Origin of the sequence: Candidatus Borkfalkia ceftriaxoniphila (assembly GCF_004134775.1) — a bacterium.
Classification (GTDB): Bacteria; Bacillota; Clostridia; order Christensenellales; family Borkfalkiaceae; genus Borkfalkia; species Borkfalkia ceftriaxoniphila.
In genome coordinates, this window is record NZ_SDOZ01000002.1 from 1908615 (window position 1) to 1925355 (window position 16741).

The 16741-nt window shown below is 53.0% G+C and carries 18 protein-coding genes and 2 tRNA genes; 19 read left to right on the forward strand and 1 reads right to left on the reverse strand.

The features are described from left to right. Window positions 1-3: 3 nt before the first annotated feature. Window positions 4-86 (reverse strand) — tRNA-Leu (locus ESZ91_RS08540). A 97-nt stretch (window positions 87-183) separates the two neighbouring features. Between ESZ91_RS08540 and ESZ91_RS08545 the strand changes: the two genes are divergently transcribed. The 19 genes from ESZ91_RS08545 (at window position 184) to ESZ91_RS08635 (ending at window position 16624) form a co-directional block, all read left to right on the forward strand. After that, window positions 184-408 carry a DUF378 domain-containing protein gene (locus ESZ91_RS08545; RefSeq protein ID WP_129226180.1) on the forward strand — a complete coding sequence of 75 codons (225 nt, stop codon included), beginning with the start codon at window positions 184-186 and terminating at the stop codon, window positions 406-408. Window positions 409-608: 200 nt separating this feature from the next. Further along, on the forward strand, window positions 609-1310 hold the full coding sequence (locus ESZ91_RS08550) for an ABC transporter ATP-binding protein (protein WP_129226182.1): 702 nt from the start codon (window positions 609-611) through the stop codon (window positions 1308-1310). A gap of 27 nt (window positions 1311-1337) precedes the next feature. Further along, entirely contained in the window at window positions 1338-3944 is a 2607-nt protein-coding gene (locus ESZ91_RS08555) for an ABC transporter permease (protein WP_129226184.1), read from the forward strand. A gap of 21 nt (window positions 3945-3965) precedes the next feature. After that, complete coding sequence (locus tag ESZ91_RS08560; RefSeq protein WP_129226186.1) at window positions 3966-4439, forward strand: MarR family winged helix-turn-helix transcriptional regulator; 474 nt, start codon at window positions 3966-3968, stop codon at window positions 4437-4439. Then, window positions 4436-4798 carry a metal-dependent transcriptional regulator gene (locus tag ESZ91_RS08565; protein ID WP_129226188.1) on the forward strand — a complete coding sequence of 121 codons (363 nt, stop codon included), beginning with the start codon at window positions 4436-4438 and terminating at the stop codon, window positions 4796-4798. Before ESZ91_RS08560 ends, ESZ91_RS08565 begins: the two co-directional genes overlap by 4 nt. Before the next feature lie 167 nt (window positions 4799-4965). Then, on the forward strand, window positions 4966-6291 hold the full coding sequence (locus tag ESZ91_RS08570) for an MATE family efflux transporter (RefSeq protein WP_201270872.1): 1326 nt from the start codon (window positions 4966-4968) through the stop codon (window positions 6289-6291). A gap of 64 nt (window positions 6292-6355) precedes the next feature. After that, window positions 6356-7060, forward strand: coding sequence for an RNA polymerase sporulation sigma factor SigK (sigK, locus tag ESZ91_RS08575; protein WP_129226190.1), 705 nt, complete (start codon window positions 6356-6358; stop codon window positions 7058-7060). Window positions 7061-7202: 142 nt separating this feature from the next. Next, on the forward strand, window positions 7203-7664 hold the full coding sequence (locus ESZ91_RS08580; RefSeq protein ID WP_129226192.1) for a CtsR family transcriptional regulator: 462 nt from the start codon (window positions 7203-7205) through the stop codon (window positions 7662-7664). Then, on the forward strand, window positions 7664-8161 hold the full coding sequence (locus ESZ91_RS08585; RefSeq protein ID WP_129226194.1) for a hypothetical protein: 498 nt from the start codon (window positions 7664-7666) through the stop codon (window positions 8159-8161). Before ESZ91_RS08580 ends, ESZ91_RS08585 begins: the two co-directional genes overlap by 1 nt. Continuing rightward, window positions 8154-9167, forward strand: a complete 1014-nt coding sequence (locus ESZ91_RS08590; RefSeq protein WP_129226196.1) for an ATP--guanido phosphotransferase — start codon at window positions 8154-8156, stop codon at window positions 9165-9167. Before ESZ91_RS08585 ends, ESZ91_RS08590 begins: the two co-directional genes overlap by 8 nt. Window positions 9168-9187: 20 nt before the next feature. Continuing rightward, window positions 9188-11689: an ATP-dependent Clp protease ATP-binding subunit gene (locus ESZ91_RS08595; protein ID WP_129226198.1), complete on the forward strand. Its 2502-nt coding sequence runs from the start codon at window positions 9188-9190 to the stop codon at window positions 11687-11689. Between the two features lie 22 nt (window positions 11690-11711). Further along, the gene (gene hpf / locus ESZ91_RS08600; protein WP_129226200.1) at window positions 11712-12242 is read left to right on the forward strand and encodes a ribosome hibernation-promoting factor, HPF/YfiA family; all 531 of its coding nucleotides are present in this window, start codon (window positions 11712-11714) and stop codon (window positions 12240-12242) included. A 91-nt stretch (window positions 12243-12333) separates the two neighbouring features. Next, entirely contained in the window at window positions 12334-12537 is a 204-nt protein-coding gene (locus ESZ91_RS08605) for a hypothetical protein (RefSeq protein ID WP_129226202.1), read from the forward strand. 13 nt (window positions 12538-12550) lie between these two features. Further along, window positions 12551-13354, forward strand: a complete 804-nt coding sequence (locus ESZ91_RS08610; RefSeq protein WP_161971106.1) for a YihY/virulence factor BrkB family protein — start codon at window positions 12551-12553, stop codon at window positions 13352-13354. 99 nt (window positions 13355-13453) lie between these two features. Beyond that, complete coding sequence (locus tag ESZ91_RS08615) at window positions 13454-14320, forward strand: DegV family protein (RefSeq protein WP_129226206.1); 867 nt, start codon at window positions 13454-13456, stop codon at window positions 14318-14320. A gap of 52 nt (window positions 14321-14372) precedes the next feature. Beyond that, window positions 14373-15587 (forward strand): FAD:protein FMN transferase, encoded by a 1215-nt coding sequence (locus ESZ91_RS08620; protein WP_129226208.1) that lies wholly within the window; start codon window positions 14373-14375, stop codon window positions 15585-15587. Next, window positions 15584-16000, forward strand: a complete 417-nt coding sequence (locus ESZ91_RS08625) for a NusG domain II-containing protein (RefSeq protein WP_129226210.1) — start codon at window positions 15584-15586, stop codon at window positions 15998-16000. Before ESZ91_RS08620 ends, ESZ91_RS08625 begins: the two co-directional genes overlap by 4 nt. Beyond that, window positions 15997-16512 (forward strand): Gx transporter family protein, encoded by a 516-nt coding sequence (locus ESZ91_RS08630; protein ID WP_161971107.1) that lies wholly within the window; start codon window positions 15997-15999, stop codon window positions 16510-16512. Before ESZ91_RS08625 ends, ESZ91_RS08630 begins: the two co-directional genes overlap by 4 nt. Before the next feature lie 23 nt (window positions 16513-16535). Next, a tRNA-Ser gene (locus ESZ91_RS08635) sits at window positions 16536-16624 on the forward strand. Window positions 16625-16741 lie beyond the last annotated feature (117 nt).

Consider the following 16741-nt stretch of genomic DNA (forward strand, 5'->3'; position numbering starts at 1 on the left):
CTTTGGTGCGAGTGACAGGATTTGAACCTGCACGCCGAAGCAATAGATTCTAAGTCTATCTTGTCTGCCAGTTCCAACACACTCGCGTATTATATATTTTACACGAAATGCGCGCAAAAAGCAAGAGATTTCGCGGCGTATAGAATAGGGATTGTTGCGCAAACTGTTATTCGGAGGTGGAAAATGTTTATTGCAAATTTAGTTTCTTACATCCTCGTGCTTTTAGGAGCAGTTAACTGGGGATTGTACGGGGCCTTTAATTTCAATCTCGTTTCGGCCGTGTTTATGGGAGATAGAAGTATCGGTGCGATCATTACCTATGTCATCATCGCGCTCGCCGCAATCTGGCTGATTATTTCGACCGTATTCGCCCGCGGATACCTGAGATTCACCAAATACGATTATTAATCTTTGGGAAAAAAGCGCTTTCACGGCGCTTTTTTTTCACATAATTTTAACCGCGGAGGGGTTGACTTTTTCACATCTTTAGAATATAATAAAAATGAAATTGATTAGCAGTAAAAACAATTAGTGATATTGTAACAGACTGCGCTGACTTTGTCAAAAAGGACGTTACATAGGGTGACAACATCTTCGGAGGGAACAATATGAACTTTGTGGAATTCAAAAACGTGAGCAAGCACTACATAATGGGCAGCAACGTGATCAAGGCGGCGGACGACGTCAATTTCAGCATCGGGCAGGGCGAATTCTGCGTGGTGGTGGGGCCGAGCGGCGCGGGCAAGACGACCGTTCTGAATATGCTCGGCGGCATGGATCAGGTCACGGGCGGAGAGATTTTCGTGGACGGCGTGAAGATCAGCGACTTCAACGAGCGGAAACTCACCGACTATCGCCGCTACGACGTCGGGTTCGTATTCCAGTTTTACAATCTGATACAGAATCTGACTGCGCTCGAAAACGTGGAGATCGCCTCGGAGATCTGCAAAAATCCGCTGGACGCCAGAAAAACGCTGGAAGAAGTGGGGCTGTCCGAGCGCATGAGCAATTTCCCCGCGCAACTTTCGGGCGGCGAACAGCAGCGTGTTTCCATCGCGCGTGCCATTGCGAAAAATCCCAAACTTTTACTTTGCGACGAGCCGACGGGCGCGCTCGACTACGAAACGGGAAAAAATATCCTCAAACTTCTGCAAAAGATCTGCCGCGAAAATCATAAAACGGTCATCGTCATTACGCACAACCAGGCGATCACCCGCATGGCCGACCGCGTCATTCACGTCAAAAACGGCAAAGTCAGCGGCGAAGAACTCAATGCGCATCCCGCCGACGTGGATGTCATCGAATGGTAAAAATAATTCCTTACGGGCGGTGTTAGTATGAAAAGATTTACCAAAACAATCGCAAAGGAATTCACGTCGGGGTTCGGGCGTTTTATCGCCATCATGGCGATCATCGCGCTCGGCGTCGGTTTCATGATCGGCGTGATGCAGGCCACGCCCGACATGAAAAATTCCATGGACAAATATTACGAGGAAAACGCCGCGTTCGATCTGGGACTCAAATCGGTCTACGCTTTTTCCGAGGACGACGTCGCCGAAGTACTCGCTTTACAGGACGAGAACGGAAAAGCGCTCACCGAGCGCGCTTTTGCCTACACTTCCGCAGACGCGCCCGTAACGATCACGCGCGGCGGGGAGGCGGACGTCGAAACCATCGCGCGCGTCAACGCGGTCGATTTCGCGGCGTTGCAGGGCGACGGCGGCGTCAACCGCCTGACGTTGGTCGAAGGGCGTTTCCCCGAAAAACCGGACGAAGTCGTCGTTCAGCGAAAGACGAATTATATTCTCGACGTGAAGGTGGGCGACGTGATTACGGTGACGGGCGATACGACGCTCGATTTCGACGTGCCTCTGAGCAAATCCGTGCTTACGGAATCGACGTTCGAAGTCGTCGGCGTGGTTTCCTCGCCCGATTATTATTATTTCGACGCGCGGGAAGTGACCACGCTCGGCACGGGCGTTCTCGGCACGATCTTTTACGCGCAGGAAAGCGTTTTCGACCTGACGAACAATATGCTCTTCAAATACCTGTATAACAATCTGTTTTACGAAGAGGAAGGGCATTCCATGTACACGGATATATCCGTGCTTTTAAAAGGTTCGGACGAACGGATGGCGTTTACGCCCGCTTTCGAAGATTTCGTCAAGGGGCGCATCGAAGATTACAAGGAACTCGGCGCAAAGCAGTGCGTCGCGCTCAATGCCGAACTGGAAAAATTCGCCTCGCTCGCGGGAGATCTGCCCGCCGCGGAATGGTACGTGCTGGATATCGTTACCACGAATTTAAGTTATATCGGGTTCGGAATGAACGCGGAAAAAGTAGCGGACATCGCGGGTATTTTTCCCGTATTCTTTATCGTGGTCGCGGCGCTGGTCGCGCTCACGTCCATGACGCGCATGGTCGAAGAGGACCGCATGCAGATCGGCACGTTCAAGGCGCTCGGCTACACGAACGGGCGCATCATGTCTAAATATATGATCTACTGCTGTATCGCGAGCATCGTGGGCTGCGTGGTCGGCGTGCTGTTCGGATTCAGCCTTTTGCCCACCATCTTCTGGCAGGCATATAAGATCATGTACTATCTGCCGCCGCTCTCGCTCGCGTTTTCCCCTTGGTTCGCCGTCATCACGCTCGCCGTGGCGCTGGCGGGCACCATGCTGGTCACTTACTTTGCGGCACGCTCGTCGCTCAAAGAAAAGCCTTCCCAACTCATGCAGCCCAAGGCGCCCAAAGCGGGCAAACGCATCGTTCTCGAACGCGTCGGATTCGTGTGGAATCATTTGAAATTCAAGTATAAAGCGACGCTGCGCAATATATTCCGCTATAAACGGAATATGTTTATGACAATTCTCTCGGTCATGGGCTGTACCGCGCTCATGCTCGTAGGGTTCGGGCTGAACGATTCGGTAACGGCTGCCATCGACACGCAGTTCAACGAGATCGTTCAATACGAGGCGCTCGTGGAGTACAGCGCCATCGACGAGGGAGGCGCGCTCGAATCTTTTCTCCAAGGAACGGATTGCGAAGATTACGTTTCGCTGTACGGTGAAGACGGGCACGTGGAACTGCAAAAAGACGGGGAAAAATTCACCGAATCGGTAGAACTTTACGCCGTAAAAGCGGACGATCAAAAATTTAACTCGTTTTTAGCCTTGCGTAATTCCAAAAAGTCTGCTATAATAGATTTGAGTAAAAACGGGGTGGCGATTTCGGAAAATATAGCGGACGGCTATGGGGTAGCCGTCGGCGATTCCATTGTTTACAGGCGTTCCGACGGAACGAAGGAAACCTTGACCGTTACGGCGATCGCGGAAAATTATATGGGTAATTATCTGTACGTCGACAGCGCGTATTACGCCGAACTGTTCGGAGAAAAGAAAGACAACACGCTCTTCGTCAAGACGGGGATCTCCCCCGAAGATTACGACGACCTTGCGAAAACGCTCCTTTCCGACAGCGGGGTAAACGGGGTCACCTTCACGGCTAACAACAGAAAGACTTACGAGGGATTGGAACAGACCATGGGCTTTGTGATCGCGGTCCTTGTCGTCTGCGCGGGAGCGCTGGCGGCGATCGTGCTCTACAATCTGACGAATATAAATATCGACGAAAGGCGGCGGGAGATCGCGACGCTGCGCGTTCTGGGCTACCGCAAGCGGGAGGTCGCAGGTTATATTTACCGCGAAAGCGCGGTTCTGACCGTCATCGGCGCGCTTTTGGGCCTGGGACTTGGCGTACTTCTGCATATGTTTCTGGTCACGCGTATCAACGGCGTCGCCATGATGTTTGCGAGCGTCATCGGCGTCGGAAGTTATTTTTATTCGTTGGGACTTACGGTACTGTTCGCGGGAATCGTCTATGCTTTCATGCTGATCAAACTCAATAAGATCAATATGGCGGATTCCTTAAAGTCCAACGAATAAACACAGGAGAGGAACTGTCTGATGGAAGATGAAAAATTGCGCGACGCGCTGATCCAGCAACTTTGGCGCATGAATAAAATGGATATCGTCACGCACCTGCGCGAATTTATCGAGGGAGAACTCGCCACGTTGTGGTTTTTAAACGTCAGCGGAGATACGACAATTATCCCTTCCATGATCAGCGACAATCTGCGTATCAGCCGCGCGCGCACCGCCATCATTTTGCGCACATTGCGCGAAAAGGGCTATGTGACGATGGATATTTCCGAGGAAGACCGCCGTAAGATGACGGTGCTGCTCACGGAATCGGGAAAGAGTTACCTCGACGAAAAGTATGATTTTCTGCTCGCATATTTCGATAAATATATCGAAGTGTTGGGCGCGGACAATATAGAGGAACTTACCGAACTTTTAAAACTGACTGCAGATAAAGAGGCTTGCCTCGCTTCCTGGATAGAAGAAGAAAAACGCAAGAAGGAGGGAAAGGACGCATGATCGATAACGAATCGGGAGAAGACTATCTCGAAGCGGTATTGCAACTTGCCTCGTCCGAAAGGGAAGTGCATTCGGTGGACGTCGCCCGCAAACTGGGCGTATCCAAGCCCGCCGTTACAAAGGCGATGAAGATCCTGCGCGCCAAAGGCTATGTGGAAGTGGAAAACAACCATATCGTTCTTACGGACGAAGGACGGGAATACGCGCAAGCCGTGTACGAAAAGCACAAAAATATCGCGGCGTTTCTATGCGCGCTGGGCGTAAATGAGGAGACCGCGGAGGCGGACGCCTGCCGTTTCGAGCATATGATCAGCGGCGAAACGTACGAGGCGATGCTCCGCTATTTGAAAAAAGCGTGAATTTCGGGCGGCATTCGCTTGCCAAATTTCCGTAAAAATGGTAACATGATAAAAAAACAAAAGCGGGCGGGGATCGCCGGATCTCCCTTCCGCTGCACGTTCGATGCCCTTTCCGTAGGCCGAAGAAGGAGAGGGATGATCGGACGTTTTTTTTATGGAGGTTAGGGGTGCAAACGGCAAGCGTCGGCAAAACGTTCTTAAGGTATACTTTTTTCAGCGTGCTGGGCATGGTGGGCATTTCCTGCTATATCCTGGCGGATACTTTTTTCATCGCGCGCGGCGTGGGGCGGGACGGACTGACCGCGCTCAATCTCGCGCTGCCCGCGTACAGCGTCCTGCACGGTACGGGGCTGATGATCGGCATGGGCGCCGCCACCCGCTTTTCTCTCTTGCAAGGGCGGGGCGAAACGGAAAAAGGAAACCGCGTATTTACGAGCGCCCTCTGTTTCGCGCTGGCGTTCGGCGTTTTATACCTGCTGTGCGGGCTGTTTCTCGCACGTCCGATTTCCTACGCGCTCGGCGCGCGCGGCGAAGTTCTGGACATGACCGCCGACTATCTGGGCACTTTTCTCAAATTTTCGCCCGCGTTCATGGTCAATAACGTGATGCTGTGTTTTATCCGCAACGACAAAAATCCCAATCTCGCCATGATCTCCATGCTCAGCGGCAGTTTTTTGAATATCGCGCTCGATTACGTGTTCGTGTTTCCATGCAATATGGGGATGTTCGGCGCGGCGCTCGCGACGGGATTCGCACCCATGCTCGGCGTACTGCTCTCGTCCGTGCATTTTTTGCAGCGAAAAAATACTTTCCGCCTTGTATGCGCGCTTCCGTCTTTCCGTCATTTGGGGGATATGTGCTCGCTGGGCGTGTCGTCTTTCATCACGGAACTTTCCTCGGGGCTGGTCATTCTCGTGTTCAACGTGATTATTTTAAGACTGAACGGGGACGTCGGCGTTGCGGCGTACGGCGTGATCGCCAATATTTCGCTCGTCGTGCTGTCCGTATTTACGGGCATCGCGCAGGGCTTGCAGCCCGTGGTCAGCCGCTATCTGGGGCAGGGAGAGGAGAAAAACGCCGCCAAGGCGATGAAACTCGCCCTCTTGACGGCGGCGGGATTCGCGCTTTCGGCGTATCTTTTCGGCGCGCTGTTCGCAAACCCCATCGTGAATATCTTCAACCGCGACAACGACGCGCAACTGACGCAGATCGCCGTCCACGGACTGTATCTGTATTTTGCGGGCTTTGTATTCGCGGGCGTCAATATCGTAACGGCGGTGTACTTCGGCGGCATAGATCTGCCGCGCGAATCTTTTGCCATCTCGCTTATGCGCGGCTTTATATTCATCATTCCCGCCGCCTTCGCGCTCTCTGCGCTCTTTGACATGACGGGCGTCTGGCTCTCCTTTCCCGTGGCGGAGATACTCACCGCGTGTGCCGCAGTCTTCCTGCTCCGTCGCCATCGCAAAAAAAACAGGCTCCGCCTGTCCTAAATTGCCCGCGGCGTAATAGTACAAGCAGAGAAAAACATACATTAAACCTACAATGAGGTGACGTATGTTTTTTGAATTTCTGTATGCCGTTTTAGGCAAGTTGGTCTTTTTCACTTCCGCCATCGGCGGAAAAAGTTCTTTTCCCAAACCTCTCTCTCCCGAGGACGAGGCGAAGTACCTGCGCCTCGCGCGCGAAGGCGACAAAAATGCCAAGGATACACTCGTGCGTCACAATATGCGCCTGGTCGCGCACATCGTCAAAAAATACAACGGCGCGGCGGAAACCGACGATCTGATTTCCGTGGGCAGCATCGGGCTCATCAAGGCGATCAACACCTACGAGCCGGGGCGGGGTACCCAACTTGCGACCTATACCGCCCGCTGCATCGAAAACGAGATGCTTATGCTGATACGCAGCAACAAAAAGCACAAGAACAACGTATCGCTTTCCGATCCCGTGGGCGTGGATAAGGACGGGAACGAACTGACGCTGATGGACCTTCTCTTCGAAAAGGAGGAGGGCGTTTTCAAGACGGTGGAATCCAAACTGCTCAAAGAAAAGTTCATGAAAGTGTTGGAACAGGTCCTGACCGAGCGCGAATACACCATTTTGTGTCTTCGCTACGGGCTGAAAGGGGGCGCGCCGCTGCCGCAGCGCGAAGTCGCCAAGTTTTTGAAAATTTCCCGCTCGTACATATCGCGTATCGAAAAGCGCGCCGTGGAAAAGGTGCGCGAAGAGTTGAAGCGCTGCGATTTTTTTATGGATTGAACAAAATTCCGCCGCCGCGAAAGTGTTTTCGCGGCGGCTTTAAAAATTTTATCACAAATTTTCCGAAAATCGTTTACAGAAGGGCGGCTCGGTGCTATAATATAGTCAAAGGTCAAAGAAAGTCTATAAAGGAGGGCGGCATATGAATATCTGCGACGCGATAGAACAATTTTTGCTCGACGCGTTTTCCGAAGACGGCGTTGTGCTCATTTCGCGCAACAATCTGGCGCAGCATTTCGACTGCGCGCCCAGCCAGATCAATTACGTGCTCACCACCCGCTTTACCGCCGACAGGGGCTATCTCACCGCGAGCCGCCGCGGCGGGGGCGGATACATCGAAATACGCAAGATCGACGTCAGCAAGGACGGTTATTTAAACGAAATATTGTGCCGCGAGATCGGGGAAGAGATCTCCTGCCGCAGGGCGCAGAGCATTCTGGAAACACTCGCCGAGCGAAACGTCGTCACGCGGCGCGAAAGCGCGCTTTTAAACCTGGCGATGTCCGACAGTTCCCTGTCTTCGCCCATCGTCATCAAAGACCGCCTGCGGGCGCAGATCCTCAAAAATATCATTCTCGAACTCATACAGGAGAGACAAGACTGATGCTCTGTAATCAATGCAAACAAAGGCAGGCGGCGCACTGCATCAAAAAAGATACCGAGGCGGGCGTGGAAGAAATGTTCCTCTGCGAGGAATGCTATGCGCGGGCGCAAGAGGATCCCGTGTTCGGGCCCGACCTTTTCGCCTCCTTTTTCACGAAGGATATTTCCGAGGAAAGCCGCTGCTGCGAAAATTGCGGCACGACGCTCGCGGAATATTCCAAAACGGGCATTTTAGGCTGTGAAAAGTGTTACGAGGCGTTCCGCGAGGAACTGATGCCCGCCATCCGCAAGATCCACGGCAAGACGACGCATAAGGGCAAGCACCCCTCGGGCGAGAGCACCTATTACGAACTTCTGGAAGAACAGCGCCTGCTGCGCGCGGAACTGGAACGCGCGCTCAAAGAAAAGCGGATGAAGGACGCCGACCGCATCAACAAAGATATCCGCGCCATCAACAAAATAATATACAGAGGCGATTTCGGAGGGAGCGATGATTAACAACCGAGATCTGGAAAGCACCATCGTTTCCACCCGCGTGCGTCTCGCGCGCAATATCGCGGGCTATCCTTTTCCCTCGAAACTGAAAAATACCGAACAGGCGAAAGAGATCATCCGACTCGTCAATACCGAGGCGAGCCGCGTGGGCGTGTTCAATCTCTATTTTATGGATGCAGTTTCCGATATCGTGGCGCGCTGTCTGATGGAAGATCATCTCATCAGCGCGGACCTCATTGCCAACAAAAAATACGGCGCGGCGCTCATCGACGAGGAAGAGAAGTTCTCCATCATGATCAACGAGGAGGACCACCTGCGCGAACAGTATCTTTTGCGCGGCTTTCGTCTGAACCGCGCCTACGAAAAAATTTCCGCAATGGACGATATGCTGTCCAAATCCATACGCTTTGCGTACGACAAACAGTTGGGCTATCTGACCGCCTGTCCCACCAATCTGGGCACGGGCTTACGCGCCTCGGTCATGCTCTTTCTGCCGGGACTCACGCGCCTCAATAAGATGAACAATCTCATTCACCACATTTCCCGCCTGGGGCTCACGGTGCGCGGCGTGTACGGAGAGGGGAGCGTTGCGGAAGGGTATATGTATCAGATCAGCAACGAAGTGACTTTGGGCGTGGAGGAGGAAACCATACTTTCCGAAGTGGAAAACGCCGTATTGGAAGTCGTCGGGCTGGAAGCCCGCGCGAGGGAACAACTCGTCAAAAACGATCTCATCGGCGTCAAGGACGACTGCCGCCGCTCGTTCGGCATTCTCACCAACTGCGAAAAAGTTTCTTTTAAGGAATTCCTGCAGTTGATCTCCAACGTAAAACTGGGCGCGGCGCTGGGCTATGTGCCCATCGGCGATATATCCAAGATCGACGACCTGATCGTCGCCGTGCGCCCCGCCAATATCAATTTATTCAGCGACCGCGAAGTGAGCGAACTGGAACAGAACGTCTGCCGCGCGGCTAAATGTACGTCCGCACTCCTTGAAGCGGCAAAATAAGGATAACGGAGGCTTCTTTTATGAGTTATTTCGATAAATTCACCATCAATTTGCAAAAGGCGATCAAAGTTTCCTCGGATGCTGCCAAGCATTTCGGGAGCAGTTATATCGGGAGCGAACATATCCTGTTCGGCATTTTAAACGTGCCTGAGTGCCGCGCCTGTAAACTTTTAAAGGCGGCGGGCGTCAACGAAGGGGCGTACCGCGCCGTATTCGTGCGCAGCCTCGACAAGAACACCAAAGTCGCCGGCTTTACGCCGCGCACCAAAAATATGTTCGAGCGCGCGTGCGAGTTCGCCCTCTGCGACGGCGCGGGCGCCATGGTCGGCACCGAACATATGCTTCTCGCCATTCTCGACGACGAAGATTCCATCGCCTTCCGCATTTTAAAAATGCTCGGCGCGGATATTTCCGGGCTCGTTTCCGCGCTCGACAAGGAAATGGGCTTTTCCGAAGAGGATACAGACGTGCGCGACGAGTACAGTGCGCCGACCTTTATCCGTTTTTCGGCGGAGCCGTACGCCGCCAATCCTGCCGCAGCGCAAAACGGCGCGCGTGCGGAAAAGGGCCCGCTCGCTAATTTCAAATTCGGGACCGACCTCACGCAGAAGGCTCGCGAGGGGAAAATAGACCCCGTCATCGGGCGCAAAAAGGAGATCGATAAGATCATTCAGGTCTTATCCCGCCGCACCAAAAACAATCCCGTGCTGATCGGCGAACCCGGCGTGGGCAAGAGCGCAGTCGTGGAGGGGCTTGCGCAGGCGATCGTTCACGGCGACGTGCCCGATCTTTTGCGCGACAAGATCGTGTACGCGCTCGACCTTCCCGGCATGCTGGCAGGCGCGAAATACCGCGGCGATTTCGAAGAGCGGCTCAAAGAAACCATCGAACAGGTGCAAAAGAGCGGCAACGTCATTTTATTCATCGACGAAATTCACAACATCGTGGGCGCGGGCGCGAGCGCGGACAACAGCATGGACGCGGCGAACATTTTAAAGCCCATGCTGGCACGCGGGGAGTTGCAGACCATCGGCGCGACCACCATCGACGAATACAGAAAATATATCGAAAAGGATCCCGCCCTGGAACGCCGCTTTACGCCCGTCAACGTGGAGCAGCCCAGCGTGCCCGAAACCATCGAAATTCTGCGCGGGCTGCGAGATAAGTACGAGGCGCACCATAAAGTGACCATCACCGACGAGGCGATCGTGGCTGCGGCGAGCCTTTCCGACCGCTATATCACAGACCGTTTCCTTCCCGACAAGGCGATCGACCTCATCGACGAGGCGGCGTCCCGCGCGCGGCTGGACAGTTACAACGGACCGAAGGGAGTCAAGGAAAAAGAGGCGGAGATCGAGCGTCTGAACGCCGAAAAGAACAAGGCGGTGCGGCGCGACGAATACGGCAAGGCGCAGGAGATCATGGATCAGATCAAAGCGATCCGCGCCGAGATCGACAAGATACAGGCCGACTGGAAGAGCCGCCCCAACGAAAATATGGCGTCTATCGGCTCGGACGAGGTCGCAAAGATCGTGAGCAGTTGGACGGGGATCCCCGTTTTGAAACTCACGCAGGAGGAAAGCGAAAAACTTCTGCACCTTGAAGAAGAATTGCATAAGCGCGTCATCGGGCAGGACGAGGCGGTTTCCGCCGTGGCGAAAGCCATCCGCCGCGCGCGCGCGGGGCTGAAAGACCCCAACAAACCGATCGGCTCGTTCATTTTCGTGGGGCCCACGGGCGTGGGCAAGACCGAACTTTCAAAGGCGCTCGCGCAGGCGATGTTCGGCGACGATAAACTGATGATCCGCCTGGATATGAGCGAATTCATGGAAAAGCACGCCGTGAGCAAGATCATCGGCGCGCCCCCCGGATACGTGGGATTTGACGAATCGGGCGGCCAACTCACCGAAAAGATACGCCGCAAACCGTACAGCGTGGTGCTCTTCGACGAGATCGAGAAGGCGCATCCCGACGTATTCAATATCCTGTTGCAGATCCTCGACGACGGCCGTCTGACCGATAGCAAGGGGCGCGTGATCAGTTTTAAAAATACGGTCGTGATCATGACCTCGAACGTGGGCGCGGGCAAGGTGAAGAGCATTTCCCGCCTCGGGTTCAATACCCCCGCGGAAGACGCCGAGTACGACAAGATGAAGGACAATATCACCGAGGAACTGAAAGCGCAGTTCAAACCCGAATTTTTAAACCGCGTGGACGAGATCATTATTTTCCATAAACTGACGCGCGAAGACGGCGCAAAGGTGTGCGACCTGTTTTTGGAAACGCTGTCAAAGCGCCTCAAAAACCGCGACATCGAACTGAACGTCAGCGACGCCGCCAAACAGAAACTTTTAGACGAGGGCTACGACGAAGTGTACGGCGCTCGTCCGTTAAAACGCGTTATACAGCGGCGCATCGAGGACGCGCTGAGCGAAGAGATCTTATTGAACAAGGTATCCACGGGGCAGAAAGTGAACGTAGACGTAAAGGACGGCGCGTTCGTGTTTCAGCCCGTGAAATAAACAAGCGTAAGGAGGAATCACTATGCGCATCGAAATTACGGCAAAAAGTTTTACCGTCGGCGACAAACTCAAAGATCTGGTGGAAAAAAAGATTTCCAAACTCGATAAATATTTCGAGTCGGACGCGGTTTGTAAAGTAGCGCTCAAAGAAGAGGGCAAACTGAGCAAGATGGAAGTTTCCATTCAATATAAAGGGAGCCTCGTGCGCGCGGAAGTTTCGGGCGATAATTTCTACGACGATATCGACGCCGTTCTCCCCAAAATAGAAAGGCAGATCTATAAACAGAAGAGCAAGATTTCTTCCAAACTCAAAAAGGACGCCTTTTTCGACAAGCAGATCTTTTTCCAGGATGCGGCCGTGCCCGAAAGCAAACTGGTAAAGACCAAGACGTTCGAACTTACGCCCATGAACGTCGACGAGGCGATCACCCAACTCGATCTTTTGGGGCACTCGTTCCATATCTTTCAGGACGCCGAAACCAACGAAGTGCGCGTGGTGTATCTGCGCGAAAGCGGCGACGTCGGACTGATCATTCCCAAAAAGCATAAATAAATTTTGAGAAAGACCCCGAAGGAAGAATCCTTCGGGGTCTTCACGCGCGGGGCGCGGATCGCATATTATGGAGTAAAAGGTAGGGCTACATATGAAAAAATTCTACTTGAAAATGATCGTCGTCTTTCTCCTGTTCGTTGCGATTGCGTCTATCTTCCTGTTGCTTTTATATCTGGAAGGGGAGCGTCGGCGGGATGACGCGCAATATCAGATCCTCGAATACGAAGGCGACGTACAGTCGCCTTTTTTAATTTGCCCGAATATTTATTTTCCCGCAAAAAACTGCATACAATAAGAGTATGGGTTTCGTGCGAAAAGTCTACAATAAGGCAAAGAATACGCTGGCGTATCTTTCCTCAAAAAAATATACTACGATCGCGGGCACGCTGGCGTTTTTTCTTATTCTGTCCATCGTTCCCTTTATCTTCTGGCTCACGCTGCTGTTCGGCAATCTGAATCTGGATTACGACCAGATTTTTTCGCTGTCTATCTTCGCGGGGATCCGCGACGTGCTTTCCTATTTTCTCGAAGCAGCGCAGAGCGCCACCGCGGGCGCGTCCGTCATTCTCGCTCTGACGACGCTCTATTCTTCCACCACGCTTTTTTACCATATGCGCCGCAGCGGGGAGATCATTTACGATTATCGCCGCCGCAAGAGCGGTATTCTCCTTCGCATCAGCGCGCTCATTCTTCTGTTCGTTATCATGCTTTTACTGTTTGCCGAAGTGGGCGTGTTCCTCTTTCTCGGCGGGTTTATCCGCCGCCTCTTTCATACCGTGTTCGCGCAGATCGCCGTCTATATCATTTTGGCGGGGCTGGCGTTCCTGCTCGTTCTCATCCTCAATCTGCACGTGTGCCCGTACCGCGTCAATCTGAAAAACGTGGTGTGGGGCAGCCTTCTCACCGTACTGATGGGCGGCGTCGCCTCCTTCGGGTTTTCCCTGTATCTGAGTTTAAGTTCCATGGAAAAACTGTACGGCGCCATCACATTGCTCATCGTGTTTTTGCTTTGGGTATACATTCTGATGATCTGTTTCGTGACGGGCGTCATCGTCAACTGCCACGGATTGGAAAAAGAGGGCAAAAGCGGCGTAGCGGTCAAAAAATTCTGAAAATTGTACCCCGATTTTAATTTTTAAGAAAAATCATTTGCACATCGGGCGATTGTGTTGTATAATGAAGGAAACAAACCAAAGAACGGAGTAAAATCAATGTATCAATTATTTTGCGATTCCAACTGCGAATTGTGGCATACTACGATAAAAGAACTCGGGCTCAACGTCATCCGCATGCCGTACGTGCTCGACGGGCAAGAATATTTTTACGACATGGGCGAAGCGACGGATTTCGATCATTTTTATAAAAGAATGCGCGAGGGCGCCGTTCCCACGACGTCCGCCATCAACGAGCAGGATTATATAGACTATTTCGAGCCGATCTTAAAAGCAGGGGACGATATTTTTTACATCACTTTTTCACACAAACTTTCCGCTACTTTCGAGAGTATGGACCGCGCGATCGCAACCTTGAAAGAACGCTATCCCGAGCGCACCGTGCGCACGTTCGATACCAAGAGCATCAGTCTCGGCGCGGGATTTCAGGTCTATTATGCCGCAAAGAAATATAAGGAAGGCGCCACGATGGACGAGTTGGAAGCCTACCTTGCGGATATTTCGGCGCATACCGTCGTCTATTTCATCGTCGACGATCTGGTCTATCTGAAACGCGGCGGACGTATTTCCGCGCTCACCGCGGCGTTCGGCTCTCTCTTAAATATTAAACCCATCATCTCCATCATGCCCGACGGCAGTTTGAAGAGCGTGGGCAAAGTCAAAGGTGCCAAGCGCGTATTCAGCGAATTTATCCGCATCATGCGCCATAAAAAGTGCGACGTGCAGAATTACCGCGTCGAAGTTTTGCAGGCGGACTGCAAGGACACGGGCGACGCGTTCGTGGACGCGCTCAAAGCGGAATTCGGAGAAAATATTCAAATCGATTATCAGATCGTCGGTCCCGTCATCGCCTCTCACTGCGGCCCCGGAACGCTCGGCGTGATCTTCCACGGGGAATCCCGCTGAATCATAAATTGCGGCGCAAGGCGAAAGCCTTGCGCTTTTTAAGAGGAAACTTTTGAAAACAAGAAAAATTCGCCTTTTTGCGCTCGCGGCGGCGCTCATGCTCGTTTTTTTCTCCTTTACCGCCTGTCAAAGCGCCGACAGCGGGCAAAAGGGGTATTTTGTGGAGTATGAGATAAACGCCGCGCAACTGTATATCGATGGGAAGAAGATTTCCGATGCCGAATACCGCGCGCTAAACGCCGTTGCGGGCGAACTGATCCGCTCGATCGAGCGCGAGATCAGCGTCGAATTTCCCGACAGCGATCTCTCCGAAATCAACGCGGCAGGGGCGTACGAGCCTGTCGCCGTGGGGGAGCATACCTATCGGATGCTCGAACTTTGCGGCGAACTGCACTCGCTCACGGCGGGGAAATTTTCTCCCGCGCTCTATAATCTTTCCGAGATCTGGGGCTTTTCGCCCGACTGCGAAGGGAAATACAATGTTTCGCGCTCCGAGCCTTCTCTCATGCAGATCGAAATCGCGCTTGCAGGCAGCGATTTTTCCGATCTGGAATTGTTGGACGGGCAGCGGGTGCAGAAAAAGAACGCTGCGCTCAAACTCGATCTGGGCGGCATTGCCAAAGGATACATGAGCGACTGTCTGCGCGCGCTTCTGGAAGAGCGTTTCCGAGGGAAAAAGGTGGAAGGCTCGGTTTCCGTCATGTCCAACACGATTTTGCTCGGGAATTATCACGAGAGCGCGCAGAGCACGAGACCGTGGAAAGTGAGCGTGGACAACCCCCGCGCCCGCGTTACGCCCTATATGCAGTGCATGATGCTGCCCGAAGTGTCTTCCGCGGCGATCACGACCAGTTCGGATATGTACCGCTTTTACTCCTACGGCGGCAAGATATACTGCCATATTCTCGATCCCGAAACGGGGCGGCCCGCGGATCGCGGGATCATCAGCATTACGGTCGTCGTCCCGAATACAGTCCCCGATTGCGGCGCGCTGGCGGACGCGCTGTCCACGGCGGGATTTTGCATGGATCTGACCGATTCGCTCAACTTTTACGGGCGGTTATCCGAATCTTTAGGCGTTTCCGCCGTCGTCATCTGTTCGGATTTTCAGTTTTATACCATCGGGGATCTTTCCGTTCTGAATATGAGCGAAGTTTCCGAATCCTATACCGACGTCTTTACGCGCGGCGCCGTTTCCGAAGCGACCGATCGGGTAATACCCTGCGAAAAAGAAAAGGAATACATTTCGAAGTGTGAGCGGACATGAGTGAACCTCTTAAAATCTGCCGCGGCAGGCACAATTCATTTTTTGCGTTCGGCGATCTCGCCGTGTACGCGGTTCTGCTCGCGCTTGTTCTGCTGTTTACTTTTTTTTCCTTTTCGGGCAGGAAAGAGGAGGGGACGCGGCTGGAAATTTCCTATCGCGGCGAAGTCATCTTTATGGCGGGATTGGAAAAGGACGCGCTGTATGTGTTTTATATCGACGGAGGAAAAGGCAAAGTGATTGCGGGCGGAGACGCGGACGGGCTTTCCGATTATAATGTCATAGAGGTCAAGGACGGCAAAGCGTCTGTCGTCGCGTCCGACTGTGCGGACAAAGTTTGTTTCGGCAACGGAGTCTGCCTGCCGCACCGCATGACGCTCAGGATCGTCTCCGACGATTGGGAGACGGATCTGTGAGGCGCACGGCAAGGCGGCTCGCCGCGCTTGCGGTTCTGCTCGCCGCGGCGCTCGTATTGTTTCTGGTGGAAAGCCTGATCCCCCCGTTGCTGCCGATGGCGCCCTATGTGAAGATCGGACTGGCGAACAGCATCGTCCTTTTGGTTATCGTCCTGTTCGGCGCAAGGGATGCTTTTTTGTTTGTGCTGGCGAAAAATCTTCTGGGCGCGCTGTTCGGTTCCTTGTTCGCGCTCGCGTTCAATCTCGCGGGCAGTTTGGCGGCGTACGCGGTCATGGTGCTCTTGTATCGATTTGTCTTTCCGAAAGTCAGCCTTGTCGCAATCAGCGTCGCAGGCGCGGTCCTGAGCAACGTTGCGCGTACGGCGGTCGGCGTCTGGCTGATGGATGCGCCGTCGCTGTTTATACAACTTCCCGCCGTCTGTATTTTCAGCGTCTGCGCGGGGATCGTCATCGGCGTTTTGGCCGTATTCTTGATAAAATATCTGCCCGAAAGATTGACAAAGCAAGAATAAAGTGGTAAAATATCAAAAGTAACGCAGAGATGGCGGAGCGGTCGAACGCGCACGACTCGAAATCGTGTTTACCCCACGGGTAACAAGGGTTCAAATCCCTTTCTCTGCGCCAATGCCTGTTTTTTGCACGGTTTTGTGCAATTTCATTGAAAAAAGTCCTGTATTTGGTTGGTTTCTTGTGGGAGAAAAGCCGAATACGGGGCTTTTTTTGCCTTATTTTGGGTACGAT